Source organism: Modestobacter caceresii (assembly GCF_000761485.1).
Taxonomy (GTDB): domain Bacteria; phylum Actinomycetota; class Actinomycetes; order Mycobacteriales; family Geodermatophilaceae; genus Modestobacter; species Modestobacter caceresii.
Genome location: NZ_JPMX01000096.1, coordinates 1 through 23,971, shown reverse-complemented (window position 1 = coordinate 23,971; position 23,971 = coordinate 1). Strand labels below are relative to the sequence as shown.

Annotated in this window: 21 protein-coding genes and 1 pseudogene; 12 read left to right on the top strand and 10 right to left on the bottom strand. The window is 72.6% G+C overall.

Translation table 11 applies throughout. The features are described from left to right. Window positions 1–2: 2 nt before the first annotated feature. The gene (locus tag IN07_RS19860; protein ID WP_064972463.1) at window positions 3–479 is read left to right on the top strand and encodes a MerR family transcriptional regulator; all 477 of its coding nucleotides are present in this window, start codon (window positions 3–5) and stop codon (window positions 477–479) included. Here the strand turns inward: IN07_RS19860 and IN07_RS19855 are convergent. The 4 genes from IN07_RS19855 to IN07_RS24925 form a co-directional block, all read right to left on the bottom strand. Then, complete coding sequence (locus tag IN07_RS19855; RefSeq protein WP_036339379.1) at window positions 476–811, bottom strand: GroES family chaperonin; 336 nt, start codon at window positions 809–811, stop codon at window positions 476–478. The genes IN07_RS19860 and IN07_RS19855 overlap by 4 nt on opposite strands. Before the next feature lie 80 nt (window positions 812–891). Next, window positions 892–1,239 (bottom strand): metallopeptidase family protein, encoded by a 348-nt coding sequence (locus IN07_RS19850; protein ID WP_036339377.1) that lies wholly within the window; start codon window positions 1,237–1,239, stop codon window positions 892–894. Between the two features lie 10 nt (window positions 1,240–1,249). Next, entirely contained in the window at window positions 1,250–2,689 is a 1,440-nt protein-coding gene (locus tag IN07_RS19845; RefSeq protein ID WP_231558484.1) for a GuaB1 family IMP dehydrogenase-related protein, read from the bottom strand. A gap of 31 nt (window positions 2,690–2,720) precedes the next feature. Next, window positions 2,721–4,286 (bottom strand): ImmA/IrrE family metallo-endopeptidase, encoded by a 1,566-nt coding sequence (locus IN07_RS24925; RefSeq protein ID WP_081975573.1) that lies wholly within the window; start codon window positions 4,284–4,286, stop codon window positions 2,721–2,723. Between the two features lie 547 nt (window positions 4,287–4,833). On the opposite strand from IN07_RS24925, the gene serS reads away from it, so the two are divergent. The 5 genes from serS to IN07_RS19820 all read left to right on the top strand — a co-directional run bounded on the left by serS (window position 4,834) and on the right by IN07_RS19820 (window position 11,482). Further along, the gene (gene serS, locus IN07_RS19840; protein WP_036339375.1) at window positions 4,834–6,138 is read left to right on the top strand and encodes a serine--tRNA ligase; all 1,305 of its coding nucleotides are present in this window, start codon (window positions 4,834–4,836) and stop codon (window positions 6,136–6,138) included. Continuing rightward, window positions 6,135–7,085, top strand: a complete 951-nt coding sequence (locus IN07_RS19835; protein WP_052091540.1) for an HAD family hydrolase — start codon at window positions 6,135–6,137, stop codon at window positions 7,083–7,085. Before serS ends, IN07_RS19835 begins: the two co-directional genes overlap by 4 nt. Further along, window positions 7,078–7,887, top strand: coding sequence for an HAD family hydrolase (locus IN07_RS19830; RefSeq protein ID WP_036339372.1), 810 nt, complete (start codon window positions 7,078–7,080; stop codon window positions 7,885–7,887). The genes IN07_RS19835 and IN07_RS19830 overlap by 8 nt, the downstream gene beginning before the upstream one ends. A gap of 121 nt (window positions 7,888–8,008) precedes the next feature. Further along, window positions 8,009–9,652: a methyl-accepting chemotaxis protein gene (locus tag IN07_RS19825; protein ID WP_063124226.1), complete on the top strand. Its 1,644-nt coding sequence runs from the start codon at window positions 8,009–8,011 to the stop codon at window positions 9,650–9,652. Between the two features lie 198 nt (window positions 9,653–9,850). Then, complete coding sequence (locus IN07_RS19820; protein ID WP_036339430.1) at window positions 9,851–11,482, top strand: methyl-accepting chemotaxis protein; 1,632 nt, start codon at window positions 9,851–9,853, stop codon at window positions 11,480–11,482. Window positions 11,483–11,589: 107 nt separating this feature from the next. Here IN07_RS19820 and IN07_RS19815 read toward each other — a convergent pair whose 3' ends face one another. After that, window positions 11,590–13,089: a GAF domain-containing protein gene (locus tag IN07_RS19815; protein WP_036339427.1), complete on the bottom strand. Its 1,500-nt coding sequence runs from the start codon at window positions 13,087–13,089 to the stop codon at window positions 11,590–11,592. Window positions 13,090–13,248: 159 nt separating this feature from the next. Beyond that, a complete protein-coding gene (locus IN07_RS19810) occupies window positions 13,249–13,653 on the bottom strand; it encodes a GlcG/HbpS family heme-binding protein (RefSeq protein ID WP_036339425.1) in 405 nt (134 codons plus the stop codon). Window positions 13,654–13,779: 126 nt separating this feature from the next. Between IN07_RS19810 and IN07_RS19805 the strand changes: the two genes are divergently transcribed. The 5 genes and pseudogenes from IN07_RS19805 to IN07_RS19785 all read left to right on the top strand — a co-directional run bounded on the left by IN07_RS19805 (window position 13,780) and on the right by IN07_RS19785 (window position 18,775). Then, on the top strand, window positions 13,780–14,229 hold the full coding sequence (locus tag IN07_RS19805) for a diol dehydratase small subunit (RefSeq protein WP_036339368.1): 450 nt from the start codon (window positions 13,780–13,782) through the stop codon (window positions 14,227–14,229). 12 nt (window positions 14,230–14,241) lie between these two features. Then, a pseudogene (locus tag IN07_RS26995) lies at window positions 14,242–15,953 on the top strand (propanediol/glycerol family dehydratase large subunit). A 2-nt stretch (window positions 15,954–15,955) separates the two neighbouring features. Next, the gene (locus tag IN07_RS19795; protein WP_036339365.1) at window positions 15,956–16,540 is read left to right on the top strand and encodes a propanediol/glycerol family dehydratase medium subunit; all 585 of its coding nucleotides are present in this window, start codon (window positions 15,956–15,958) and stop codon (window positions 16,538–16,540) included. A gap of 1 nt (window position 16,541) precedes the next feature. Then, window positions 16,542–18,428: a diol dehydratase reactivase subunit alpha gene (locus IN07_RS19790; protein ID WP_156119304.1), complete on the top strand. Its 1,887-nt coding sequence runs from the start codon at window positions 16,542–16,544 to the stop codon at window positions 18,426–18,428. Continuing rightward, window positions 18,413–18,775 (top strand): glycerol dehydratase reactivase beta/small subunit family protein, encoded by a 363-nt coding sequence (locus IN07_RS19785; protein WP_052091538.1) that lies wholly within the window; start codon window positions 18,413–18,415, stop codon window positions 18,773–18,775. Before IN07_RS19790 ends, IN07_RS19785 begins: the two co-directional genes overlap by 16 nt. Before the next feature lie 6 nt (window positions 18,776–18,781). Here the strand turns inward: IN07_RS19785 and IN07_RS19780 are convergent, their stop codons facing one another. Further along, complete coding sequence (locus tag IN07_RS19780) at window positions 18,782–19,312, bottom strand: bacterial proteasome activator family protein (protein WP_036339362.1); 531 nt, start codon at window positions 19,310–19,312, stop codon at window positions 18,782–18,784. 87 nt (window positions 19,313–19,399) lie between these two features. Here IN07_RS19780 and IN07_RS19775 point away from each other — a divergent pair, with 87 nt between their 5' ends. Next, complete coding sequence (locus IN07_RS19775; protein WP_036339359.1) at window positions 19,400–20,617, top strand: cysteine desulfurase-like protein; 1,218 nt, start codon at window positions 19,400–19,402, stop codon at window positions 20,615–20,617. A gap of 3 nt (window positions 20,618–20,620) precedes the next feature. Here the strand turns inward: IN07_RS19775 and IN07_RS19770 are convergent, their stop codons facing one another. From IN07_RS19770 to IN07_RS19760, 3 genes are all read right to left on the bottom strand, one after another. Next, on the bottom strand, window positions 20,621–21,613 hold the full coding sequence (locus tag IN07_RS19770) for an NAD(P)H-quinone oxidoreductase (RefSeq protein WP_036339356.1): 993 nt from the start codon (window positions 21,611–21,613) through the stop codon (window positions 20,621–20,623). 177 nt (window positions 21,614–21,790) lie between these two features. After that, complete coding sequence (locus tag IN07_RS19765) at window positions 21,791–23,386, bottom strand: 4-coumarate--CoA ligase family protein (RefSeq protein ID WP_036339353.1); 1,596 nt, start codon at window positions 23,384–23,386, stop codon at window positions 21,791–21,793. 92 nt (window positions 23,387–23,478) lie between these two features. Further along, window positions 23,479–23,904, bottom strand: coding sequence for a PaaI family thioesterase (locus IN07_RS19760; protein WP_036339350.1), 426 nt, complete (start codon window positions 23,902–23,904; stop codon window positions 23,479–23,481). Window positions 23,905–23,971: the final 67 nt, after the last annotated feature.

Here is a 23,971-nt window from a genome sequence, read left to right as displayed (position 1 = left end):
TCATGACCGCGGTCACCCGGGAGACGTCCCTCGGCATCCGGCAGGTCTCCGAGGAGACCAGGCTGAGCATCGACACGCTGCGCTGGTACGAGCGGGAGGGGCTGCTGCCGCTCGTGGAGCGGAGCGCCGACGGCCGGCGGCGCTACCCGCCGGGGGCGCTGAGGTTCATCCGGCTGGTGCAGGCGCTGCGCCGGACCGGGATGCCGGTGGCCGACGTCCGGCGCTTCGTCACCCTCGGCGGCGGGGAGCTGGCGCACCACCCGGAGCGGATGGCGCTGCTGGAGCAGCAGTGCGCCCAGATCGAGCAGCGGATGGTCGAGCTGCGCGACGACCTGGCCGTGGTGCAGGCCACGATCGCCCAGTTCCGCGAGCTGATCGCCCGCGGGGTGGACTGCGAGGACGAGCTGCCCGACGACCTGCTCGCGCCGATCTTCGCCGACCCGCGGCTGCGCGGGGTCGTGCCGGGCTTGCCCGCCTAGAGGTAGAGGCCCGTCGACTCCTCGATCCGCTCGGCGGCGACGGCGTGCACGTCGCGCTCGCGCAGGATGACCAGGTCCTCGCCGTGCACCTCGACCTCGTGCTGGTCCTCGGGTGAGAACAGCACCCGGTCGCCGACCTTGATCTGCCGCACGTTCGGGCCGATGCCCTTGGCCTCGCCCCAGACCAGCCGCTTGGCGACCTGGGCAGTGGCCGGGATGAGGATGCCGCCGCTGGACCGGCGGTCGCCGTCCTCCTTGCGGAGGGAGACCAGCAACCGGTCGTGCAGCATCTTGATCGGCAACCCGCCGGCGTTCGCGTCGTCCTCAGGCACGCTCGCCAACGCTACCTGCCGGCCTCGTTGCAAGGGCCCGGCCCGAGCATGCGAGGGATGGGGTGCAACGAGGTCCTTCTTCAGCCCCAGCCGAGGGCGTGCAGCTTCTCCTCGTCGATGCCGAAGTGGTGGGCGATCTCGTGGACGACGGTGATCGTGACCTCGTCGGCCACCTGTTCCTCGTCGTCGCAGATGTCGCAGATCGCCGCGCGGTAGATCATGATCCGGTCCGGCAGCGCGCCCGAGTGGTCCCAGCCGCGCTCGGTCAGCGCGTACCCCTCGTAGACGCCCAGCAGGCTCGGCTCCTCGGGGTTCCGGTCCTCGACCAGCACGACGACGTTGTCCAGCAGCGCCATCAACTCCTCGGGCACCTCGTCCAGGGCGTCGGCGACGAGCTCCTCGAAGCGGCGGGGCGGGATCGCGTCCATCAGCGCCGGGTCACCAGCTGGTCGGCAGCGGGCGGCCCTCCTCGTAGCCCGCTGCGCTCTGCACGCCCAGCACCGCACGCTCGTGCAGCTCGTCGACCGTGCGTGCCCCGGCGTAGGTGCACGACGAGCGGACGCCGGCCACGACCTGGTCGATGAGGTCCTCGACGCCGGGCCGGGCCGGGTCCAGGTACATCCGCGAGGAGCTGATCCCCTCCTCGAACAGCCCGGCGCGGGCCCGGTCGAAGCCGCTCTGCGTCGACGTCCGGGCCTTCACCGCGCGGGCCGAGGCCATCCCGAAGCTCTCCTTGTAGCGGCGGCCGGTGCCGTCCTCGTACAGGTCCCCGGCGCTCTCGTAGGTGCCGGCGAACCAGGAGCCGACCATCACGTTCGCCGCGCCGGCGGCCAGCGCGAGGGCGATGTCGCGGGGGTGCCGCACGCCGCCGTCGGCCCAGACGTGCCGGCCCAGCTCGCGGGCGGCCGCGGCGCACTCCTCGACCGCGGAGAACTGCGGGCGGCCGACGCCGGTCATCATCCGGGTGGTGCACATGGCGCCGGGGCCGACGCCGACCTTGACGACGTCCGCCCCGGCCTCGATCAGGTCGCGGGTGCCCTGCGCGGTCACCACGTTGCCGGCGACGACCGGCGTCGAGCCGGCCACCGAGCGCACCGCGGCCACCGCCTCGAGGGCCTTCTCCTGGTGCCCGTGGGCGGTGTCGACGACGAGCACGTCGACACCGGCGGCGAGCAGGGCGCTGGCCTTGCCGGCGACGTCGCCGTTGATGCCGACCGCCGCGGAGGTGAGCAACTGACCGTCGGGCCCGGTGGCCGGGGTGTAGATCGCCGAGCGCAGCGCACCTTTGCGGGTGATGATGCCGACCAGCCGGTCGCCCTCGACCACCGGGGCTGCGCTCACCCGCTCCCCGGACAGGACGTCGAAGACCTTGGGCAGGTCGGTGCCCGCGGGGATGGTCAGCGGGTCGCGGGTCATCACCTCGGCCAGCTGGGTGAACCGGTCGACGCCCTGGCACTGGCCGTCGGTGACGATGCCGACCGGCGCACCGGCCTCGACCACCACGACGATGCCGTGCGCCCGCTTGGTCAGCAGCGACAGCGCCTCGCCCACGGTGGAGGTGGGGGAGAGCGTGATCGGGGTGTCGTAGACCGGGTGCCGGTGCTTCACCCAGGACACGACCTCGCCGACGACGTCGACCGGGATGTCCTGCGGCAGGACGGCGAGGCCACCGCGCCGGGCCACGGTCTCGGCCATCCGCCGTCCGGAGATCGCGGTCATGTTGGCGACGACGATCGGGATCGTCGTCCCCACCCGGTCCGGGGTGGTCAGGTCGACCTCCAGCCGGGAACCGACCGTCGAGTGCGCCGGCACCATGAAGACGTCGGCGTAGGTCAGGTCGTGGGCCGGGCGGGTGTCACCGAGAAATCGCATGCTCATAGCTCCTGAAGAATCGGCTGGGCCAACATCGTCAAGCCCGGCGGCGGAGCGCTAGCTCGGCCTGAGCCCGTAAGGCGTCTGCGTCATCCCGCGACACTGCTCCCAAGTTGTACAAGCGATCCGCGAGACTGGCGATGCTCACTTGCAACCGCGCAGCGATGGCTTGAACGCTCCGGTAGTTTGTGAGATCGCCGTCAGTACGTTCGGCCGCCGCCAAGAGTAGTTCACGGGGCATCAGCAGTGCTGCAGCAAACGCATTAGCCCGCTGTTCGACTGACCTCGGCGCCCAGGGGCCACTGGATACAGCGAGCGTTGACCCGTGCGGGCGATCCAACAGTAGGTGAGCCAGTTCGTGCGCCAGCGTAAAGCGATGCACGGTCATGTGGTTTCCGCGTGCATAGTTCTCGTTCGCAACAACAGCAGCATGTCCAAGAGCGTCATACACGGAGACCCCGCGAAGAAGTCGGTCGGACAGTCTTATCGTTGTGTGGCTAATCGACCAAGAGTCGAGCAGGGATTTGATATCAACATGCCCGTCATGGACGTGATTGTTCTTCGCGAAGGCTTCATACGCTCGCTCTCCCAGGTCGGAACCGGCTTCGCCGGGGGTCAGGGATGGCGAATCCGTCGCGTCCTCAAACCAGTCCTCGGGCAGTGCGGAAACAGTGTCGCTTGGACGTGCTGAGAGTGCCGTCAGGGTCCTGACATCCTGCGCGCTGATGGTAGGACTCGCCGAACCAAACAGTAGGGCAACCTTGGCGCCAGTGAGAACCAGCTGGCCTGGTGTTGCCCGACCGACGGTTCCTGCAACCTCGGATGCCTCAAGCCCCTGGAGTGCGGACTCCACTTCTCGCCACAATGCGCGGAAGTTATCATCTTGGGGTTCTGCACCGCTAAGCCATGCGAATCGGGCTGCGTAGCGAACCTCCCCGTCTTTGAGTGACTCAATGAGCGCGCGCAGTCTACGAATGCGCTCAGACTCGGGACGTAGCGTGGCGAGCCTAGTCGTCGCGGCATTGAGCATCTCGAACAGGGACTGGCTGGCATCTCGGACGTCAGTCGTCGAAATGCCATCAATCGAGAAGGCGAAGTGGCTAGGCGTTCCTGGGTCTCGGACCAGCCCAACACTCACTTCGAGAGCGTCTTGCCGCCTGCGGAGCCACAGGTCCGGCAGTAGTCCACCCTCCGCAGCGGCGCGCAATGAATGGCGGCGTCGCCACTCGTACACCCTTTCCATGGCATCCCAGTCTGGCTGGCCGTCAAGCCCGAAGGTCCTGCGATCCGCCTCGAGGGATGCCCGTGACGCACGGTCGGTAAGGTTGCCGAAGGGGAGGCGTTCCTCGTGAAAGATCGCGTCCCAGTTCTCCGCGAACCACTCGATAACCGGCAGCAGATACCAGTGGGCTCCGGTGAGAAGTTCCCCTTGCTCTTCGTGCATGCAGAGGTTACGGCCATTCATCCAGATGCGGAGAGCTCCCCAGGAGGCGCGCTCATCAGGGTCAACCATGGAGTCGTCGACCCCGTCGTCAAGCAGGCTCATCTCGATGGCGAACGACGATGTATCGCCTGACAGGTAAGACCACTTGATGGCGCTCATGACCGACCTCCCTTGAGGACTCGAGGTGTTATGACGTTCTCAGTTATCCACTGCCGCCTGATAGGTATGGGGACCATGTTCCAATTGACTGGGAAGCCGTGCCACACCTCGTCGCCTTCGGCATTGGTCGTGTTGGTTGGCTTCGCTTGAAAAGCGTCAGCACCGTCTGTCGCGAATCGTCGACGGGAGTTCTTCGGATCGGGAACGCTTTGTGAAAGCAAGTCGGGGCCGTTGGCTCCCTTAGGGCAGCGGCTTCCTCGGGCGCCTTGCTGCCACGGGTCCCGGTGTCGGGGATTGCCCTCATACGCCAGTCCCACGCAACCTCCAGGTGTCAGCCCACGACGAAAGCCCCAACTCAGGAGTGACGAGTTGGGGCTTTGGGGGGCTCACGTGTTACCGAGCCATGGACAACGTACACCAAGTCTCGCGTGCTGGCTCCGCTGTTACTCCATCGGAGTGAGTGTCATCGGGCCAGCGCGCCGTGAGCGCTGGGCGTCCAGGTGGTCAGTGCAGAGAGCACCTTCCGAAGGAGACCTACGATCAGGGCGTGATCGACCTGCGCCTCGTCCGCGAGAACCCCGACCTCGTCCGCGCCAGCCAGCGTGCCCGGGGTGCCGATGAGTCCCTGGTCGACGCCCTGCTGGCCGCGGACGCCGGACGCCGGGCCGCCGTGAAGGCCGCCGACGGCCTGCGCGGGGAGCAGAAGGCGGCGTCCCAGGCGGTGAAGAAGGCCAGCCCGGAGGAGCGTCCCGCCGTCCTGGAGAAGGCGAAGGCGCTGGCCGCGCAGGTGAAGGAGGCCGAGGAGGCCGAGCGCACCGCCGACGCGGCGCTGCACGCCCTGCACCTGCGGATCCCCAACGTCGTCCACCCCGACGTGCCGCCGGGCGGCGAGGACGACGCGGTGGAGATCCGGACCGTGGGGGAGGTGCCCACCTACGACTTCGAGGTGAAGGACCACCTGCAGATCGGTGAGGCCCTCGGCGCCATCGACATGGAGCGCGGCGCCAAGGTCTCCGGCGCCCGCTTCTACTTCCTCACCGGCCCGGGCGCGCTGCTGGAGTTCGCGTTGGCCCAGCTGGCGATCACCCGCGCCGTCGCCGCCGGCTTCACCCCGGTCGTCGCCCCGGCGCTGGTCAAGCCCGAGGCGATGGAGGGCACCGGCTTCCTCGGCGAGCACGACGAGGAGGTGTACCGGATCGAGCGGGACGACCTGTACCTCGTCGGCACCTCCGAGGTCGCGCTGGCCGGCATGCACGCCCGTGAGGTGCTCGACCTCTCCGCCGGCCCCAAGCGGTACGCCGGCTGGTCCTCCTGCTTCCGGCGCGAGGCCGGCTCCTACGGCAAGGACACCCGCGGCATCATCCGGGTGCACTGGTTCGACAAGGTCGAGATGTTCAGCTTCTGCGCGCCCGAGGACGCCGCCGCCGAGCACCGCCGGCTGCTGCAGTGGGAGGAGGAGTTCCTCTCCGCACTCGAACTGCCCTACCGGGTGGTCGACATCGCCGCCGGTGACCTGGGCACCAGCGCCGCCCGCAAGTTCGACATCGAGGCGTGGTTCCCCAGCCAGGGCGCCTACCGGGAGCTCACCAGCACGTCGGACTGCACCACCTTCCAGGCCCGCCGGCTGCAGGTCCGCAGCCGGGACGCCGACGGCAGGCCGCAGCCGGTCGCCACGCTGAACGGCACGCTGTGCGCGATCGCCCGCACCATCGCCTGCCTGCTCGAGGTGCACCAGCGGGCCGACGGCTCGGTGCACGTCCCGGCGGCGCTGCGCCCCTGGCTGGGTGGCCACGAGGTCCTCACCCCGGGGATGTCCCTGGCCGCGGTCGCCGCTCCGGGGGTCCCCGCATGACCGCCCAGCCGCACGGGGGCGGCCTGACCGCCCCGGCCGCCGCCCTGCACGCCACCGAGGTCGTCGACCTGGGTGACCTGCGCGCCCGGCTCGGCGGCTGGCGGCCGAAGCTGGTGGTCAGCGACCTGGACGGCACGCTGCTCGGCTCGGCCGGGGCCGTCAGCCCCCGTACCGCCGAGGCCATCGACGCCTGCCGCGGCACGGGCGTCCCGTTCGTCGGGGCCACCGGCCGCGGCCCCCGCCTGCTGGAGAGCGTCCGCGCCGCGCTGGGCGGCCAGGGGTTCGCCGTCCTGGCCCAGGGCGGGTACGTCGTCCGGTTCGGCTCCGACGGCGCCGCCGACGAGGTGCTGCGCACCGTCGGCATGGCCCGCGACGTCGCCACCGAGGTCATCGCCGCCATCGAGGAGGTCGCCGGCGAGCTGGTCGTGGCGGTCGAGGACGCCGCCGAACAGGCCGAGGCGCTGCGCCCGCTGCGTGTCCAGCACGGCTTCGACTGGCCCTACCCGGAGCCGGCGCACCTGCTGCCCCGGCACCAGGTGCTGCCGGTCGGTGCCGTGCTCAAGGTGTTCCTGCGCTCCGCCCGGCTGGGCGAGGACGAGCTGGTCGCGCTGGCGCGATCGGTCGTCGACCCGGCGGTCGCCGAGCTGACGCACGCCGGCCTGGGGTTCATCGAGGTGCTGCCGCCGGGGGTCACCAAGGCCACCGGGCTGGCCGTCGTCCTGGACCAGGTGGGCGTCGGGTTCGGCGACGTGCTGGTGTTCGGCGACATGCCCAACGACCTGCCGATGATCGAGGCGGTCACCGCAGCCGGCGGTCGGGCGGTCGCCGTGGCCAACGCCCACCCCGCCGTCCGGGCCGCCGCCGGCGACCGGACCAGCGGGCACGACGCCGACGGCGTCGCCCGCTACGTCGAGGCCGTGCTCGCGCTGGGGGAGACCGATGTCTGACTGGCGCCCGAAGCTCATCGTCAGCGACCTCGACGGCACGCTGCTGCGCAGCGACGAGACGATCAGCGACGAGACCCTGGCCGAGCTGCAGCGCTGGGCCGGCGAGGGGGTGCCGCTGGTGCTGGCCACCGGCCGTCCGCCCCGCTGGATGCTCGGGGTGCGGGACCGCCTGGGCGGCGGCACCGCGATCTGCTGCAACGGCGCGGTGCTGCTGGACCTGGGGGAGTTCCAGGTGCTGGAGGAGCACCCGGTCCAGCCGGAGGTGCTCCAGCAGATCACCGGGCAGTTGCGCGAGCACCAGCCGGACACCTGGTTCGCGGTGGAGTACGGCGACCAGTTCCGGCACGAGCCGATCTACCAGCCGCGCTGGGACCGGGACGCCCCCGGCGTCGCGGTGGCCACGCTGGCCGAGATGGTCGCCCAGCCGGTGGCCAAGCTGCTGGCCCGGCACGAGCGACTGGGGCGCGACGAGTTCGTCGCCCTGGTCGCCGAGGTCGTGGGGGACGCCGCCACGGTCACCACCTCCTCCTCCGACGCGATGGCCGAGATCTCCGCCCGCGGCGTCACCAAGGCCACCGGCCTCGCGCGGCTCGCCGCCGAACGGGGGCTGACGCCGGCCGACGTCGTCTACTTCGGCGACATGCCCAACGACCTGGCCGCCTTCGACTGGGTGCGCGAGGGTGGCGGCCGCGCCGTGGCGATGGCGCACGCGCACCCGGACGTGCTCGCGGCGGCCACCGACGTGACCGACTCGAACGACGCCGAGGGCGTCGCGAGGCTGCTGGCCTCCCTGCGCGCCTGACCGGTCCACCCACGCGGACCCATCGGTTCCGTAACCGGGTCTCAGGTGGAGTCGTTCCTCCGTGGTGCCGATCCCATGGGCGAGGGGCGCGCTGGTGCGCCCGAGCGACGAGAGGCACGCCATGGACGCGACGAACGACCACGAGCCCGCAACGCATGCTCCTGGACCGGCGGACGAGCCCGGGCGCAGCGCGCTGGCCCGGCTCGGGTTGCGCGGCAGGCTGCTCGCCGCCTTCCTCACCGTCGCCCTGATGACCCTCGTCGTCGGTGGCCTCGGCATCTCGCGGATGGCTGCGCTCAGCCACCAGGCCGAGGCGGTCTACGAGGAGGGGGCCGTCCCGCTCCGCGACATCCTGCTGCTGCGGTCGGTCTACTGGGAGCTGCAGGCGGCCGGCTCCCGGGCCATGACCCCCGGCCTCACGCCGGATCTGGTGCAGGCCCTGCAGGAGCAGTCGGTCGAGATCCGCGGGACGCTGGACGAGCTCCGGGCCGGCCTGGCGGAGGCCTCCCTCGGGGCCGACACGGAGGCCGCGTTCCAGGACTTCCAGACCGCGATCGAGCTGTACGACGAGACCAGTGCCCAGATGGCGGAGATCGGCGCGGCCGGTGGGGACATCTACTCGGTCCTGCCGACGCTGATCCAGGCCGAGGAGGACGCCGTCGCCGCGCTGAACGCGGGCACCGACGCGCAGATCGCCGCCACCGAGGCCACCGTCCAGGAGGCCCGCGACGCGTACACCTCGGGGCGCACGCTGACGCTGCTCGGTGTGGCGATCGGCCTCGCGGTCTCCGTCGCGCTGGCCGTCCTGATGGCCCGCAGCGTCACCCGCCCGGTCCAGCGGATCCGGGAGACCCTGGAGCAGGTGGCCGGCGGTGACCTGCGGGTGCGCGCCGGCCGGACCGGTGGTGCCGAGCTGGGCCAGGTCGCGGAGTCCCTCGACGACACGCTGGATGCGCTGGGGGGCGTGCTCAGCCTGGTCAACGACTCGGCCGGGCGGCTGGCCACGGCGTCGCTGCAGTTGAACGCGGGTGCGGAGGCGATGGCCAGCAACGCGCGGAACGCGGCGGGGCAGGCCGACGTCGTGGTGGCCTCGGCAGGTGAGGTCGCCGCCAGCGTGGACACGGTGTCGACCGGGTCCCAGCAGATGGAGGCCGCGATCCGGGAGATCTCGCAGAACGCCAGCGAGGCGTCGCGGGTGGCCGGGCAGGCGGTGAACGTCGCGGAGAACACCACTCGCACGGTCGGCAAGCTGGGTGACTCCTCGCAGGAGATCGCCACGGTGGTGAAGCTGATCAACGGGATCGCCGAGCAGACGAACCTGCTGGCGCTGAACGCCACGATCGAGGCCGCGCGGGCCGGTGAGGCGGGCAAGGGCTTCGCGGTGGTGGCCAGTGAGGTGAAGGAGCTGGCGCAGGAGACCGCCCGGGCGACGGAGGACATCTCCCGCCGGGTGGAGGCGATCCAGGCCGACACGGCGGGTGCGGTCGACGCGATCGGGGAGATCAGCACCGTCATCGGTCAGATCAACGACTTCCAGGCCACCATCGCCGCGGCGGTGGAGGAGCAGACCGCCACCACCAACGAGATGAACCGCAACGTGGCCGAGGCGGCGGGCAGCTCGCGCAGCATCGCCACCGCGATCACCGGGCTGGCTGCTGGTACGGCGGAGACCAACCAGCGGGTCGACGACGCCCAGCGGTCCGCGGTCGAGCTGGCCCGGATGAGCGACGAGCTGCAGGACGCGGTCAGCCGGTTCACCGTCTGACGCAGGACCCGACCCGGCGGCGCCGGTCACCGCAGCTCGCGGTGGCCGGCGCCGTCCTCGTCCCCGGTGCCGGCGGGGGTCCTGCCCGGGAACGGTCGCGCGCGACACACGGGGTCAAGGACGCGACGGCGCTGCCGATGAGATCAGGGGTGGGCCGCACGGGCGCGCCCGTGGGCAGAAGAGGGACAGATGGACGTCATGGCGCAGGGACCGGCAGCCGACACCGAGTCGAGGAGGGCCGGGCGCTCGTCGCTGGCCGGCCGGGTGGGGCTGCGTGGCCGCCTGCTGCTGGCGATCCTGCTGGTGGCGCTGACCACGCTGACCGTCGGCCTGGTCGGCATCCAGCGGATGTCGGCGCTCAGCGAGACCGCCGCCGAGGTCCACGAGGAGGGCGGCATGCCGCTGGACGGGCTGCGTCAGCTGCAGGCCCAGTGGTGGGAGCTGCAGGCCTACTCCGCTCGGACGAGCATCCCCACGCTGCCCCCTCAGACGCTGGCCGCGTCCGCCCAGGGCTTCACCGACGGGCTGGAGGCCCTGGCCGCGCAGACCGCAGCCGTCGCGGAGATGCCGCTGACCCCGCAGACCCGGGCGGCCTTCGAGACCTTCTCCGCAGGGACCGAGGAGTACCTGTCCCTGCTCACCCAGCTCCAGCAGGCCCCCGGGGGGGACCTCGCGGCGGCGGGCCCGATCATCCAGGCGATGACCGCCGCCCAGGCCACCATCTCCGAGGCGCTGGTCACCGCCACCAGCGCTGCCCAGGAGGCGGCTGTGGGCAAGGCGCAGGAGGCGGAGGACGCCTACACCAGTGCCCGCACCCTCACGGTGGCGATCATCGTCATCGGGCTGTTCGTCTCCGTGGTGCTGGCCCTGCTCGTCGTCCGCTCGGTGATGGGTCCCGTGCAGCGCCTGCGGGAGGTCCTCGACCAGGTGGCCGACGGTGACCTCAGCGTCCGGGCCGGCGCCACCGGTGGTGCCGAGATCGGTGAGGTCGCCCGCTCGCTCGACTCGACCCTGGAGTCGCTCAGCGGCGTGCTGCGGCTGGTCAACGACTCCGCCGGCCGGCTGGCGGTGGCCTCGCAGGCGCTGAACACCGGCGCTGCCGGCATGGCCCGGAGCGCGCAGGCGGCGACCGGCCAGGCCGACGTCGTCGTCAGCTCCGCCGGGGAGGTCGCCGCCAGCGTCGACACCGTCGCCACCGGATCCCAGCAGATGGAGGCCGCGATCCGGGAGATCAGTCGGAACGCCAGCGAGGCGTCGCGGGTGGCCGGGCAGGCGGTGAACGTCGCGGAGAACACCACTCGCACGGTCGGCAAGCTGGGTGACTCCTCGCAGGAGATCGCCACGGTGGTGAAGCTGATCAACGGGATCGCCGAGCAGACGAACCTGCTGGCGCTGAACGCCACGATCGAGGCCGCGCGGGCCGGTGAGGCGGGCAAGGGCTTCGCGGTGGTGGCCAGTGAGGTGAAGGAGCTGGCGCAGGAGACCGCCCGGGCGACGGAGGACATCTCCCGCCGGGTGGAGGCGATCCAGGCCGACACGGCGGGTGCGGTCGACGCGATCGGGGAGATCAGCACCGTCATCGGTCAGATCAACGACTTCCAGGCCACCATCGCCGCGGCGGTGGAGGAGCAGACCGCCACCACCAACGAGATGAACCGCAACGTGGCCGAGGCGGCGGGCAGCTCGCGCAGCATCGCCACCGCGATCTCCGGTCTCGCCGCGGGCACCCAGCAGACCAACGAGGGCGTCGCGGAGGCGCAGCGCTCGGCCGCGGACCTGGCCCGGATGAGCGACGAGCTGCAGGACGCCGTCCGGCGGTTCACCGTCTGACCTGTGGTCTCTCGGACCACACCGCGGCCACGTGCCGTCCCGGCCTCAGGCCGATCCGATCCCGGGAGCCGGGCAGGACCCTCCGGTCCTGCCCGGCTCGCGGCCGTTCAGTCAGCCAGCAGTCGCGCGCGACGGACGGCCACCGACGCCGACCGCGGGTCGCCCGGGGGCAGGAGCTCGGCCAGCCGGTCGTGGACCGCGCCGTCGTGCTCGCCCAGGGGGTGCGTGCTGAACGTGTGCAGCAGCTCGGGGTCGTCGGCGGCGAGCACGGCGCGGCGCAGGCCCGCGGTGAGCTCGTCGCTCAACTGCCGGATCGTCGGCGCCTCCGACCGGGGCAGGACCGGGCCGCGGCAGGCGCTGAGGGCGGCGTCCACGCGCCGGGCCGCCAGCGCCCGACCCGCGGTCTCGACGTCACTGGCGACCTCGGCCACCAACCGGTACGGCCGGGTCTGCAGCAGGTCCGCGCCGACGACCGCACGGAGCCGGCGGATCTCGCCGCGCACCGTCGTCTGGTTCCCGCGGTCGCCGTACAGCAGCCGGGCGAGCTGTTCCCCGGTGAGGCCGTCGGGGTGTCGGGCGAGGAGGAGGAGGACCTCCGCCAGGCGCAGGGGCAGCGGGATCCAGCGGCCGTCGACGACCACCGTGGGCGTCCCCTCCCCGGTGCACCGCAACGACAGCGCGTGGGCAGCCGGGCGGGGTGCCGGCCGGGCGCGGCGGACCGCAGTCCGGAGCAGACAGCCGTCCGGGAGCCGCTCGACCTGCGCCTCCCGCCCGTCGGGCAGCGTCACCTGGTCGGTGTCGTCCAGCTGGACCCGCGCCGGCCACCGCCCGTCGTGCTCGGCGGCCAGCACCCGGCCGCTCGGGGTCACGAAGGCCGCTGCCTCGCCGTCCCGGCGGGACAGCGGCAGCCGGAGCCGCAGGTTGTGGTCGGCGATGGCGACCCGGACCCGCAGCTGGTCCTCGGCGAGCCGTGCGGTGGCCGCGACCAGCTGCGCCAGGGCCGGGTGCACCGTCTGCAGCGGACCGCTCACGTCGAGGACGCCGATGACCGACCCGGTGTCCGGGTCGTGCACCGGCGCCGCGACGCACGTCCAGGAGTGGTACGTGCGGACCAGGTGCTCCGCCGAGTGGATCTGCACGGGCGCCCCGACGGCGAGCGCCGTGCACATCGCGTTCGTCCCGATGGCCCCCTCGCTCCAGTCGGTGCCGGGGAAGAGGCCGACCCGGTCCGCCCGCCCGAGGAGCTCCCGGTCGCCGTCGCGCCACAGGACGTGGCCGGCGCCGTCGGTCACCAGGACCAGGTGCGCCACCTCGTCGGCCACGCCCGCCAGCGCGCTGCGCAGCAGGGGCATGACCGCGTTCAGCGGATGGGCAGCGCGGAGGTCGTCCAGCTCGTCGGGTGCGTGGACCACCGGAGGGGTCCGGCGCTCCGGGTCGACGTGGGCGGCGAGGCTCCGCTCCCAGGACGCGGAGACCACCGGACGGGGGGCGCGGCGGACGGTGCCCTGACCGAGCACCGCGTCGAACGTCTCAGCCAGCGCGCGGGCGCGCTCGCGGGGGGCGAGGTGCTCGTCCTCGTCGGCCAGGTGCTCTGCATCGCACGACATCGCACCCCCGAGCGGCCTCGCAGCGCAGACGCCGGCACTGGCGTCGGTGCGGATCATCGCTCACGCCCGGACCCCGGGCAACCAGCCGCGGGAGGTCGCCCCGCGGTCCCGGGCGGCTGAGTCGCAGGCCGCTGCCGCGGCTCAGCCGAGGGCCGCGGCTCAGCCGAGGGCCGCTGCCGCGGCGGTGGCGACGTCGACGTCCTGGGCCACCGATCCCGCGCTCACCCCGACGGCACCCACGATCACGCCGTCCCGCTCCAGGGGGATCCCGCCGCCGAAGGCGACCATCCCACCGGCGGTCTGCTCCAGGCCGTAGAGCTCGGCGCCCGGCTGCACCAGGTCGGTCAGGGCGGCCGTGGGCAGGGCCATCAGCACCGAGGTGACGGCCTTGCGGGTGGAGATGTCGATGCTCGCCTTGATGGCGCCGTCCATCCGCCCGAACGCGAGCAGGTGGCCGCCGTCGTCGACGACGGCGACGTTCATCGGCTGGCCGATCTCCTCGGCCCGGGCGATGCCGGCGTCCAGGACCCGGCGGGCGTCGGCGTGCGAGAGCGATGTGGTCATCGTCACAGCCAAGCAGTCCGGGTGGCCCCCGGTACACCCCTGTCCCCGGGCTGGCGGAGGCAACGAACAGGCAACGTGTCCTGTGTCACAGTCCCGGTGAACTGACGGACGAGGAGGGATGCCCCGATGAGCACCTCGCAGGACACCAGGCTGGCCGCGGGGGACTACCCGCTGTCGGTCAACCGACCGGAGCTGCTCCGGACCCCGACCGGCAAGCCGATCACCGCGCTGACGATGGACGCGGTGCTGTCGGGGGAGCTGTCGGCCGAGGACCTGCGGATCGCCCCGGAGACGCTGGAGCTGCAGGCCCAGCTGGCCGACGCGAGCAACCGCCCGCAGCTGGCGATGAACTTCCGGCGGGCGGCGGAGATGTGCGCGATCCCCGACGCCGAGGTGCTCGGGATGTACAACGCGCTGCGCCCGCGCGCCTCCACCGCCGATCAGCTGGCCTCCATGGCCGATCGGCTGGAGGGGACCTGGTCGGCGCCCGTCTGCGCAGCCCTCGTCCGGGAGGCGGCCGAGGTCTACGCCCGCCGCGACCTGCTCGCCCGGCCCGCCGCCGGGTCCGAGGACTGAGAGGACACGCCCATGACCACCACCCAGCCGCGGCGCTCGCCCGAGCCACGGCACTCGCTGCGCACCGACGTCCTCGAGGCGCGGCCGGTCAACCTCGACGGGTTCGTCGAGGAGTGGCCCGAGAAGGGCCTCGTCGCCATGGAGAGCGCGTACGACCCGGCGCCCAGCGTGCGGGTCGAGGACGGGCTCATCGTCGAGCTGGACGGCAGGCAGCGCGCCGACTTCGACTTCATGGACACCTTCATCGCCGACCACGCCATCGACGTGTCCTCGGCCGAGGAGTCCAACGCCCTCCCCTCCGCCGAGATCGCCCGGATGCTGATCGACCCCCGGGCCTCCCGGGACGACGTCCTCGCGGTCACCCGGGGCCTGACCCCGGCGAAGGTGCTCGACGTCCTCAAGCTGATGAACGTCGTCGAGATCATGCAGGGGATGCAGAAGATGCGGGCCCGGCGCACGCCGGCCAACCAGGCGCACTCCACCAGCGCCCGGGACAACCCCGTCCAGGTCGCCGCCGACGCGGCGGAGGGCGCGCTGCGCGGCTTCGCCGAGCTGGAGACGACGCTGGGCGTGCTGCGCTACGCACCGCTGGTGGCCATCGCGCTGCAGGTCGGTGCCCAGGTCGGGCGCGGGGGCGTGCTGACCCAGTGCGCGCTGGAGGAGGCCACCGAGCTCGAGCTCGGCATGCGCGGCATCACCGCCTACGCCGAGACGATCTCCATCTACGGCACCGAGTCGGTGTTCATCGACGGGGACGACACCCCCTGGTCCAAGGCGTTCCTCGCCTCCGCCTACGCCTCCCGCGGGATCAAGATGCGCTTCACCTCCGGCACCGGGTCGGAGGTGCAGATGGGCAACGCCGAGGGCAAGTCGATGCTCTACCTGGAGATCCGCTGCATCCTGATGGCCAAGGGCGCGGGGGTGCAGGGGCTGCAGAACGGCTCGATCAGCTGCATCGGGGTGCCCGGTGCCGTGCCGGGGGGCTGCGCGCGGTGGCCGCGGAGAACCTGGTCGCCAGCATGATGGACCTGGAGTGCGCCTCCGGGAACGACCAGTCCTTCTCGCACTCGGCGATGCGCCGGACCGCCCGGATGATGCCGCAACTGCTGCCCGGCACCGACTTCGTCTGCTCGGGCTTCTCCGCGGTGCCGAACGCGGACAACATGTTCGCCGGGTCGAACTTCGACACCGAGGACTACGACGACTGGAACACCATCCAGCGCGACTTCCAGGTCGACGGCGGGCTACGGCACGTGCGCGAGGACGAGATCCTGCTGGCTCGGAGCAAGGCGGCCCGCGCCCTCCAGGCACTGTTCGCGTACCTCGACCTGCCGGCCGTCACCGACGAGGAGGTGGAGGCGGGAACCTACGCCAACTCCTCCGCCGACTACCCCTTCCGGGACGTGCTGGCCGACCTCAAGGGCGCCCAGGCGGTGATGGACCGCGGCATCACCGGCCTCGACATCGTCAAGGGGCTGGAGGCGAGCGGGTTCCACGACGTCGCCGAGAACCTGCTGACCGTGCTGCGCCAGCGGGTGTCCGGTGACCTGCTGCAGACCTCCGCCGTCCTCACCGCCGACTTCACCCCGCTGTCGGCCATCAACGACCCGAACGACTACGCCGGCCCCGGCACCGGCTACCGCCTGCAGGGAGAACGCTGGGCGGAGCTGAAGAAGCTCCGGCACGTCACGTCGGCGACGGACCCCGAGACCGAGGTCGGCTGACCATGACGCTGTCCACGTCCACCCGCACCGTCAGCCTCCGCGAGCTGTCCCCGGCGACCCGCGGGACCCGGCCCGACGAGGTGGTGATCGCCGTGTCCCCGGCCTTCGCCGGGCACTTCACCAAGACGATCGTCGACGTCCCGCACGCCGAGGTGCTGCGCCAGCTGATGGCCGGCATCGAGGAGCAGGGCGTGGGCGTCCGGCTGGTGCGGGTCCGGGACACCGCGGACCTGGCGGCCATCGCGCACATCGGGGCCAAGCTCTCCGGCTCCGGCATTTCCGTCGGCATCCTGTCCCGCGGGACGACGATGATCCACCAGAAGGACCTCGCCCGGCTGAGCAACCTGGAGCTGTTCCCGCAGTCGCCGCTGCTGGACCCGGCGGTCTTCCGCATGATCGGCTCGAACGCCGCGCAGTACGCCAAGGGGGAGTCGCCCCAGCCGGTGCCCACGCGCAACGACCAGATGGCGCGACCGCGCTGGCAGGCGAAGGCCGCGCTCCTGCACCTCAAGGAGTTCGAGTGCATCGCGGCAGGTCAGGGCCCGGTGGAGGTCGAGGCCGTGTTCGAGCTGACCGACGCGGGCTGAGGTGGGTGCGCCCGGCCACGACCCGTCGTCGGCCCGGCTGGTGGTCGGCGTCGACATCGGCAACTCGACGACCGAGGCGTGCCTGGCCGAACTCGCACCGGACGGGTCGCTGACGTACCTGGGCGCCGACCTGACCCGGACCACCGGGGTCAAGGGCACGCCGGACAACACCGTCGGCGCGCTCCGGGTGGTCCGCGACGTGCTGGCCCGGGCCGGTCGGCGCCCCGACGAGGTGCACACCGTGCTGCTCAACGAGGCGACCCCGGTGATCAGCGGCCTGGCGATGGAGACCATCACCGAGACGATCATCACCGAGTCCACGATGATCGGGCACAACCCGACGACCCCGGGCGGCGAGGGGCTCGCCGTCGGCACCACCGTCTCGATCGCCGACCTCACCGCACAGCCGCCGGGCGAGCCGGTGGTCTGCGTGGTCCCGGCCGGCTGGGACTTCGACGACGTGGCGCGGGTGGTCAACGCCGCCGTCGCCGGTGGGGTGGCGGTGGTGGCCGCCGTCCTCGCCGGGGACGACGCCGTGCTGGTCACCAACCGGCTGGACCGGGCGGTGCCCGTCGTCGACGAGGTGCGCGCGGTCGAGAAGGTGCCCCTGGGCATGCTGGCGGCGGTCGAGGTGGCCGCACCGGGCCGGACCATCCGCACCCTGTCGGACTCCTACGGCCTGGCCTCGGTGTTCGACCTCGACCCCGACCAGACCCGGGCGGTCTCGCCGGTCGCACGTGCGCTCACCGGGAACCGCTCGGCGGTGGTGGTGCGGACCCCGTCCGGGGACGTCACCGACCGGCGGATCCCGGTGGGCGAGCTGGTGCTGCGCGGGGCGGGGAGGGAGCTTCGCATCGACGTCGACGCCGGGGCCGAGGCGATCATGGCCACCGTCGCCCGGCTGCAGCCGCTCGACGACGTGCACGGGGAACCCGGCACCCACGTCGGCGGGATGCTCGCCCAGGTCCGCGACACCATGTCCGACGTGCTGCGCGGCGCGGACGGGGCGGCGCAGCCGGCGTCCGAGATCGCCATCCGCGACGTCCTGGCGGTCGACACGTTCGTCCCGGCCGAGGTGCGCGGGGGACTGGCCGGTGAGATCGCGCTGGAGAACGCCGTCGCGCTCGCGGCGATGGTGCGGACAAGCCGCAGCCGCATGCAGCTGGTCGCCGACCAGGTATCCGCGGAGCTCGGGGCGCGGGCGGAGATCGGCGGCGTCGAGGGGGAGATGGCCGTGGGTGGGGCGCTGACCACCCCCGGCGTCGACCGGCCGGTCGCCGTCCTGGACCTGGGTGGCGGGTCGACCGACGCCGCGCTGATGACCGTGGACGGCGTGTGCACCGCCGTCCACGTGGCCGGCGCCGGGGAGCTGGTCACCAAGCTGATCGACTCCGAGCTGGCGCTGGGTGACCGGGAGGTCGCCGAGGGCGTGAAGTGGCACCCGCTGGCCAAGGTGGAGAGCTTCTTCCACCTGCGGCACGAGGACGGCACCGTCCAGTTCTTCGACCAGCCGTTCCCGCCGCACGTGTTCGCCCGGGTCGTGGTGCTCACCCCGGACGGCCCGGTGCCCGTCGAGACCCGGCACGGCCTCGACCACGTCCGCCGGGTCCGCCGGGCGGCGAAGAGCCGGGTGTTCGTGGTCAACGCCGTCCGGGCGCTGCGGCAGGTCGCGCCGGGTGGCGACCTCCGGGCCCTGGACTTCGTGGTGCTGCTGGGCGGCTCGGCGCTGGACTTCGAGATCCCCGAGCTGATCGCCGACGAGCTCGCGCCCTACGGCATCGTCTGCGGGACGGGCAACGTGCTGGGCACCCAGGGCCCGCGCAACGCGGTCGCGTCCGGGCTGGTCCGGGCGCACGCCGCTGCGTCTTCGCCGTGCCCGGCCGGGTGACCGACGCCCGGCAGCGGCCGGCCGTGGTGGTCCACCGTTCCCCCGGCGCACCGGCTGCGGTGCTGCGCGAGGTCTGCGCCGGTGCGGAGGAGGAGGGGGTGCCCACCGAGCTCGTCGACGTCCCGGATCAGCCGGAGGACGCCGTCGGGCTGGCGCACGCGGCCGCCCTCGACTCCCCGCTGGAGGTCGGCGTCGGCGTCGACGCCGCAGGTGCGGTCGCGGTGCACCACGGCAAGCTGCCCGCCCACCGCCCGGCGACGACGACCGGCCCGGACGCCGGACCCCGGGACTGGCGCCGGACCGGCCGGACCGCGGCCCGCATCGTCAAGGGCCTGCCGCTGGGCTGACCGCGGTCAGAGGTACTGGCCTCCGCCGGGCCGGTGCTCCTGGGCCGGCGCACCCGGGGGGAGGGCCTTGCGGCGCATCTCCTCCAGCTGGGCCCGGGCGGCCATCTGCTGGGCGAAGAGCGCGGTCTGGATGCCGTGGAAGACGCCCTCCAGCCAGCCGACCAGCTGCGCCTGGGCGATCCGCAGCTCGGCGTCCGAGGGGGTCTCGCCCTCGGTGAACGGCAGCGTGATCCGCTCCAGCTCCTCGCGCAGCTCGGGAGCCAGCCCCTGCTCCAGCTCGCGGATGGAGGAGGCGTGGATGTCGCGCAGCCGGTTGCGGCTGGCGTCGTCCAGGGGCGCCGCCCGGACCTCCTCGAGCAGCTGCTTGATCATCGTGCCGATCCGCATGACCTTCGCCGGCTGCTCGACGAGGTCGCCGACCCCGGTCATGCCGCCCTCGTCGCCCTCCGGCAGGTGCATGCCGCCGACCGGCTGCCCGTCCGGCCCCACGACGAGGACCTGCTGGCGGCCTGGCTCACCGGTGCCTGGTGCTGTCATGCCCCCATCCTCCCCCGGCGCTGCCGGCCTGCCCGTCGAGGGGCCGCACCGGTCCGGCGCGGCCGGCCGACTGACTACGCTCCCCGCATGTCGTCGGGGGAGGGCCAGCTGGACGTGGCCCGTGTCCGGGGCCTGTTCCCGGGGCTGTCCGACGGCCTGGTGCACGCCGACGGGCCGGGGGGCGCGCTGGTGCCGGAGAGCGTCGTGCGCGCCGTCTCCCAGGCCATGCGGGTGCCGATCGCCGGCCGGGGTGGTGTCTTCGCCTCCTCCGCCCGGGCGGAGCAGCTGGTCGCCGGCGCGCGGTCCGCGGTCGCCGACCTGGTGGGCGGCGCGCCCGGCGGGGTCGTCCTCGGGCCGAACATGACCACGCTCACCTATGCCGTCGCCCGGGCGCTGGCCAAGCACTGGCGCCGCGGCGATGAGATCGTGGTCAGCCGGCTGGACCACGACGCCAACATCCGCCCGTGGCTGCAGGTCGCCGACGAGCTCGGCCTGGTCGTGCGGTGGGCCGAGGTGGACATCGAGACCGGGGAGCTGCCGGACTGGCAGTACGACGAGCTGGTCACCGACCGCACCCGGCTGGTCGCCGTCACCGCGGCCAGCAGCGCCATCGGCACCCGCCCCGACGTCGCCTCCATCGCCGAGCGCGCGCACCGGGTCGGGGCGCTGGTCGTCGTCGACGCCGCGCACGCCGCACCGCACGCCCCGCTGGACGTCGAGGAGCTGGGGGCGGACTTCCTCCTGCTGTCGGCCTACAAGTGGTGCGGTCCGCACGTCGGCGCGCTGGTCGCCCACCCCGGCCTGCTCGAGGAGCTGTGGCCGGACAAGCTGCTGCCCGCGTCGGAGCGGGTGCCCGACCGGTTCGAGACGGGCGCGCCGCCGTTCGAGCTCTACGCCGGCGTGGCCGCCTCGGTGGACCACCTGGCGGCCCTCTGCCTCGAGGCCACCGGCACCCGGCGGGAGCGGCTGCGCACCTCGATGGCCGCGGTGAGCCGCTACGAGGAGCAGCTGTTCACCCGGCTGGACGGGGCGCTGCGGTCGATGGTGCACGTGCAGGTGCTGGGCGACCCGGCGTGGACCACGCCGACGCTGTCCTTCACCGTCGACCGGCTGCGGCCCCGGCAGGCGGCCACCGAGCTGGCCCGGAGCGGCGTCTGCGCCTGGGACGGCGACTTCTACTCCCGCGAGCTGTTCGACGCGATCGGGGTCAACGAGACCGGCGGCGCCGTGCGGCTGGGCCTGATGCACTACAACACCGTCGAGGAGGTCGACCGCCTCGTCGACGCCGTCGCCGGCCTGCGGTAGCCGTCAGGCGTCGGGGACGAGCAGGACCTTGCCGATGTGGGTGCTGGACTCCAGCAGGGCGTGCGCCTCGCCGGCCCGGGACATCGGCAGCCGCCGGTCCACGATCGGCCGGACGACGCCCCGCTCGACGTCGGGCCACACGTCGTGTCGCACCGCCGCCACGATCTCGGCCTTGCCGCCGGGCCCGGTCGCCGGCCGCGAGCGCAGCGTGGTCGCGTGCACCGACCCGCGCTTGCGCATCAGCTTGCCGAGGTCGATCTCGGCCTTGGTGCCGCCCTGCATGCCGATGCCCATCAGCCGGCCGCCGATGGCCAGCACGTCGAGGTTCCGGGCCAGGTACTTGGCCCCGATGATGTCCAGGACGACGTCCGCCCCGTGCCCGTCGGTGGCCTCCCGCACCACCTCGACGAAGTCCTGCTCGCGGTGGTCCACGCCGATCTCGGCGCCCAGCTCGCGGCAGAAGGCCAGCTTCTCGGCGCTGCCGGCCGTCGTCGCCACCCGGGCGCCGGCGCGCTTGGCCAGCTGGATCGCCATCGTGCCGATGCCGCTGGAGCCGCCGTGCACCAGGAACACCTCGCCGGCCCGCAGCCCGGCGAGCATGAAGACGTTCGACCAGACCGTGCACACGACCTCGGGCAGCGCCGCGGCGGTGGCCAGCTCGACGCCGGCCGGCCGGGGGAGCAGCTGCCCGGCCGGGACGGCGACCCGCTCGGCGTAGCCGCCGCCGGACAGCAGCGCGCACACCTCGTCGCCCACCGACCAGCCGGTGACGTCGGCGCCGACCTCGCTGATGACGCCGCTGCACTCCAGGCCGAGCACCTCGCTGGCGCCCGGTGGCGGCGGGTAGTGCCCCTGGCGCTGCAGCGTGTCGGCGCGGTTCACCGCGGTGGCGGCCACGTCGACCAGCACCTCGCCCGGCCCGCAGACCGGGTCGGGGACCTCACCCCAACCGAGCACCTCAGGGCCGCCGGGGGAGGAGATCGTCACCGCACGCATGCCCCGACCCTAGAAGGACCCCCGTGCTCCCCGCTCCTCGCAAGTTCGCAGCGGGCCCCTGCACGGGGGCCGGTAGGACCACCCGCCGCCGCGACGATCATGGGGTGTCGGTGGCGACACGCCGCGCCCAGCGGCGTGTCGCCCCGCTGGCTCCATGATCGTCGCGGGGCGCGAGCCTCAGCGGTTCTTGAGGTCTTTGCGGAGGATCTTGCCGGCCATCGACTTGGGCACCTGCTCGATGAACTCGACCAAGCGGATCTTCTTGTGCGGGGCGACGTGCTCGGCCATGTAGGCCTTGACGTCGTCCTCGCTGATCTCCGAGCCGGGGGCGCGGACGACGAAGGCCTTGGGCAGCTCGTCGCCGCTCTCCTTGTCCAGCACCCCGATCACCGCGGCGTCGGCGATCTGCGGGTTGTTCAGCAGCACGGCCTCCAGCTCGGCCGGCGCCACCTGGTAGCCCTTGTACTTGATCAGCTCCTTGACCCGGTCGACCACGGTGTAGCGGCCCTCGTCGTCGACGATCGCCACGTCACCGGTGTGCAGCCAGCCCTCGTCGTCCAGCGTCTCGGCGGTGGCCTGCGGGTTGTTCAGGTAGCCCTTCATCACCTGCGGCCCGCGCACCCACAGCTCACCGCGCTCGCCGGGGGCGGCGTCGGAACCGGTGGCCGGGTCGATGAGCCGGCACTCGGTGTTGGGCAGCGCGTAGCCGACCGTGCCCTTGGGGGTCTCGCCGGCACCCGCCGGCTCGAGCCCGGCCTCGGGGGTGGTGTGCGAGACGGGGGAGAGCTCGGTCATGCCGTACCCCTGGCCCACCGCGGTGCCCTCGGCGGCGCCCTTGCGGAGCCGGTCCTGGGCGGCCTGGGCCAGCGACTCGTCCAGCGGGGCGGCGCCGGAGGTGACGCTGCGCAGCGAGGACAGGTCGAACTGGTCGACCATCGGGTGCTTGGCCAGCGCGAGCACGATCGGCGGGGCCACGAAGGCCCGGGTGATCTTCTGGTCCTGGATGGTGCGGAGGAACTGCTCCAGGTCGAACCGCGGCAGGGTGACGACGGCGCCGCCCCACTGCAGGCCCTGGTTCATCAGCACGGTCAGGCCGTAGATGTGGAAGAACGGCAGGACGGCGATGATCCGCTCGTTGCCCTCGTCGACGCCGGCCAGCGGGCGGGACTGGCTGACGTTGGCCACCAGGTTGCGGTGGGTGAGCATGACGCCCTTGGGCAGCCCGGTGGTGCCGCTGGAGTACGGGAGCGTGATCAGGTCGTTCGCCGGGTCGATGTCGACCTGGACGGCGGGGGCGTCTGCGGTGATCAGGTCGCGCAGCGAGGTGTGGCCCTCGGCGCCGTCCATCACGATGACCTCGTCGACGGGCGACTTCTCCACCGCGGCCAGCGCACGGTCCAGGAACGGCGAGACGGTGACGAGCACCTTGGCGCCGGAGTCCTTCAGCTGGAAGGCGATCTCCTCCGGCGTGTACAGCGCGTTGACCGGGCTGATCACGCAGCCGGCCGCGGCGATGCCGTGGAAGACCACCGGGTACCAGATGGTGTTCGGGCTGAAGACGGCGACGACGTCGCCCTTGCGCAGGCCCTTTGCGTGCAGCGCGGCGGCGACCCGCTCGACGTAGAAGGCGAGCTCACCGTGGGTGATCGTCTCGCCGGAGAGGCCGTCGATCAGCGCCGGGCGGTCCGCCCGCTCTGCGACTCCGGCCAGCACGAACTGCGGTACCGACAGCTCGGGGATCTCGACATCGGGATAGCGACTGGCGAACGCCACGGGGTCCTCCTCGACTCAGGTGCGGTGACGCCAGTCTCACACTCGGCGTGTCGCGCGCCACACCCGGGCTACCCGCCGGTAGCTCCGCGGGGTCAGCGGGGCCAGAGCACCGACTGGGTGCAGCGGAACAGCGCCAGCGTCTTCCCGGTGGCCTCGGCGGTGACCACGGCGTCCCAGACCTGCGTCGTCCGGCCGGCGTGGACGTTGGTGGCGACCGCGGAGATGCGGCCCTCCCGGGCGGTGCTCAGGTGGTTGCTCTTCAGCTCGATGGTGGTGAAGCCGCTGGACCCCTCCGGCAGCAGCGCCCGGGTGGGCAGGCCGCAGCTGGTGTCGGCGAGGGTCACCACGGTGCCCGCGTGCAGGTAGCCGTTGGGCGCCAGCAGCTCGGGCCGGACGTCCAGGTGGGAGGTCAGCCGGCCCGGTTCGTGGGTGTCGACGACGATGCCGAGCAACCCCGGGAAGGTGCCTGGCAGCAGGTCGTTGAGCTCGTCGGCGGTGTGGAACCCGGTGGCGGCCATGCCGGGCAACCTAGTGCCGAGTCAGGCAACCTTCGCCCGCTTGATGGTCTCGGCTCGGCGGATGACC

Bases quoted from the DNA above. Each gene is read 5' to 3' on its own strand.
- IN07_RS19860 (WP_064972463.1), top strand. From the start codon at position 3: ATGACCGCGGTCACCCGGGAGACGTCCCTCGGCATCCGGCAGGTCTCC.
- IN07_RS19850 (WP_036339377.1), bottom strand. From the start codon at position 1,239: ATGGACGCGATCCCGCCCCGCCGCTTCGAGGAGCTCGTCGCCGACGCC.
- IN07_RS19845 (WP_231558484.1), bottom strand. From the start codon at position 2,689: ATGAGCATGCGATTTCTCGGTGACACCCGCCCGGCCCACGACCTGACC.
- IN07_RS24925 (WP_081975573.1), bottom strand. From the start codon at position 4,286: ATGAGCGCCATCAAGTGGTCTTACCTGTCAGGCGATACATCGTCGTTC.
- IN07_RS19835 (WP_052091540.1), top strand. From the start codon at position 6,135: ATGACCGCCCAGCCGCACGGGGGCGGCCTGACCGCCCCGGCCGCCGCC.
- IN07_RS19830 (WP_036339372.1), top strand. From the start codon at position 7,078: ATGTCTGACTGGCGCCCGAAGCTCATCGTCAGCGACCTCGACGGCACG.
- IN07_RS19825 (WP_063124226.1), top strand. From the start codon at position 8,009: ATGGACGCGACGAACGACCACGAGCCCGCAACGCATGCTCCTGGACCG.
- IN07_RS19820 (WP_036339430.1), top strand. From the start codon at position 9,851: ATGGCGCAGGGACCGGCAGCCGACACCGAGTCGAGGAGGGCCGGGCGC.
- IN07_RS19815 (WP_036339427.1), bottom strand. From the start codon at position 13,089: ATGTCGTGCGATGCAGAGCACCTGGCCGACGAGGACGAGCACCTCGCC.
- IN07_RS19810 (WP_036339425.1), bottom strand. From the start codon at position 13,653: ATGACCACATCGCTCTCGCACGCCGACGCCCGCCGGGTCCTGGACGCC.
- IN07_RS19805 (WP_036339368.1), top strand. From the start codon at position 13,780: ATGAGCACCTCGCAGGACACCAGGCTGGCCGCGGGGGACTACCCGCTG.
- IN07_RS19795 (WP_036339365.1), top strand. From the start codon at position 15,956: ATGACGCTGTCCACGTCCACCCGCACCGTCAGCCTCCGCGAGCTGTCC.
- IN07_RS19780 (WP_036339362.1), bottom strand. From the start codon at position 19,312: ATGACAGCACCAGGCACCGGTGAGCCAGGCCGCCAGCAGGTCCTCGTC.
- IN07_RS19775 (WP_036339359.1), top strand. From the start codon at position 19,400: ATGTCGTCGGGGGAGGGCCAGCTGGACGTGGCCCGTGTCCGGGGCCTG.
- IN07_RS19770 (WP_036339356.1), bottom strand. From the start codon at position 21,613: ATGCGTGCGGTGACGATCTCCTCCCCCGGCGGCCCTGAGGTGCTCGGT.
- IN07_RS19760 (WP_036339350.1), bottom strand. From the start codon at position 23,904: ATGGCCGCCACCGGGTTCCACACCGCCGACGAGCTCAACGACCTGCTG.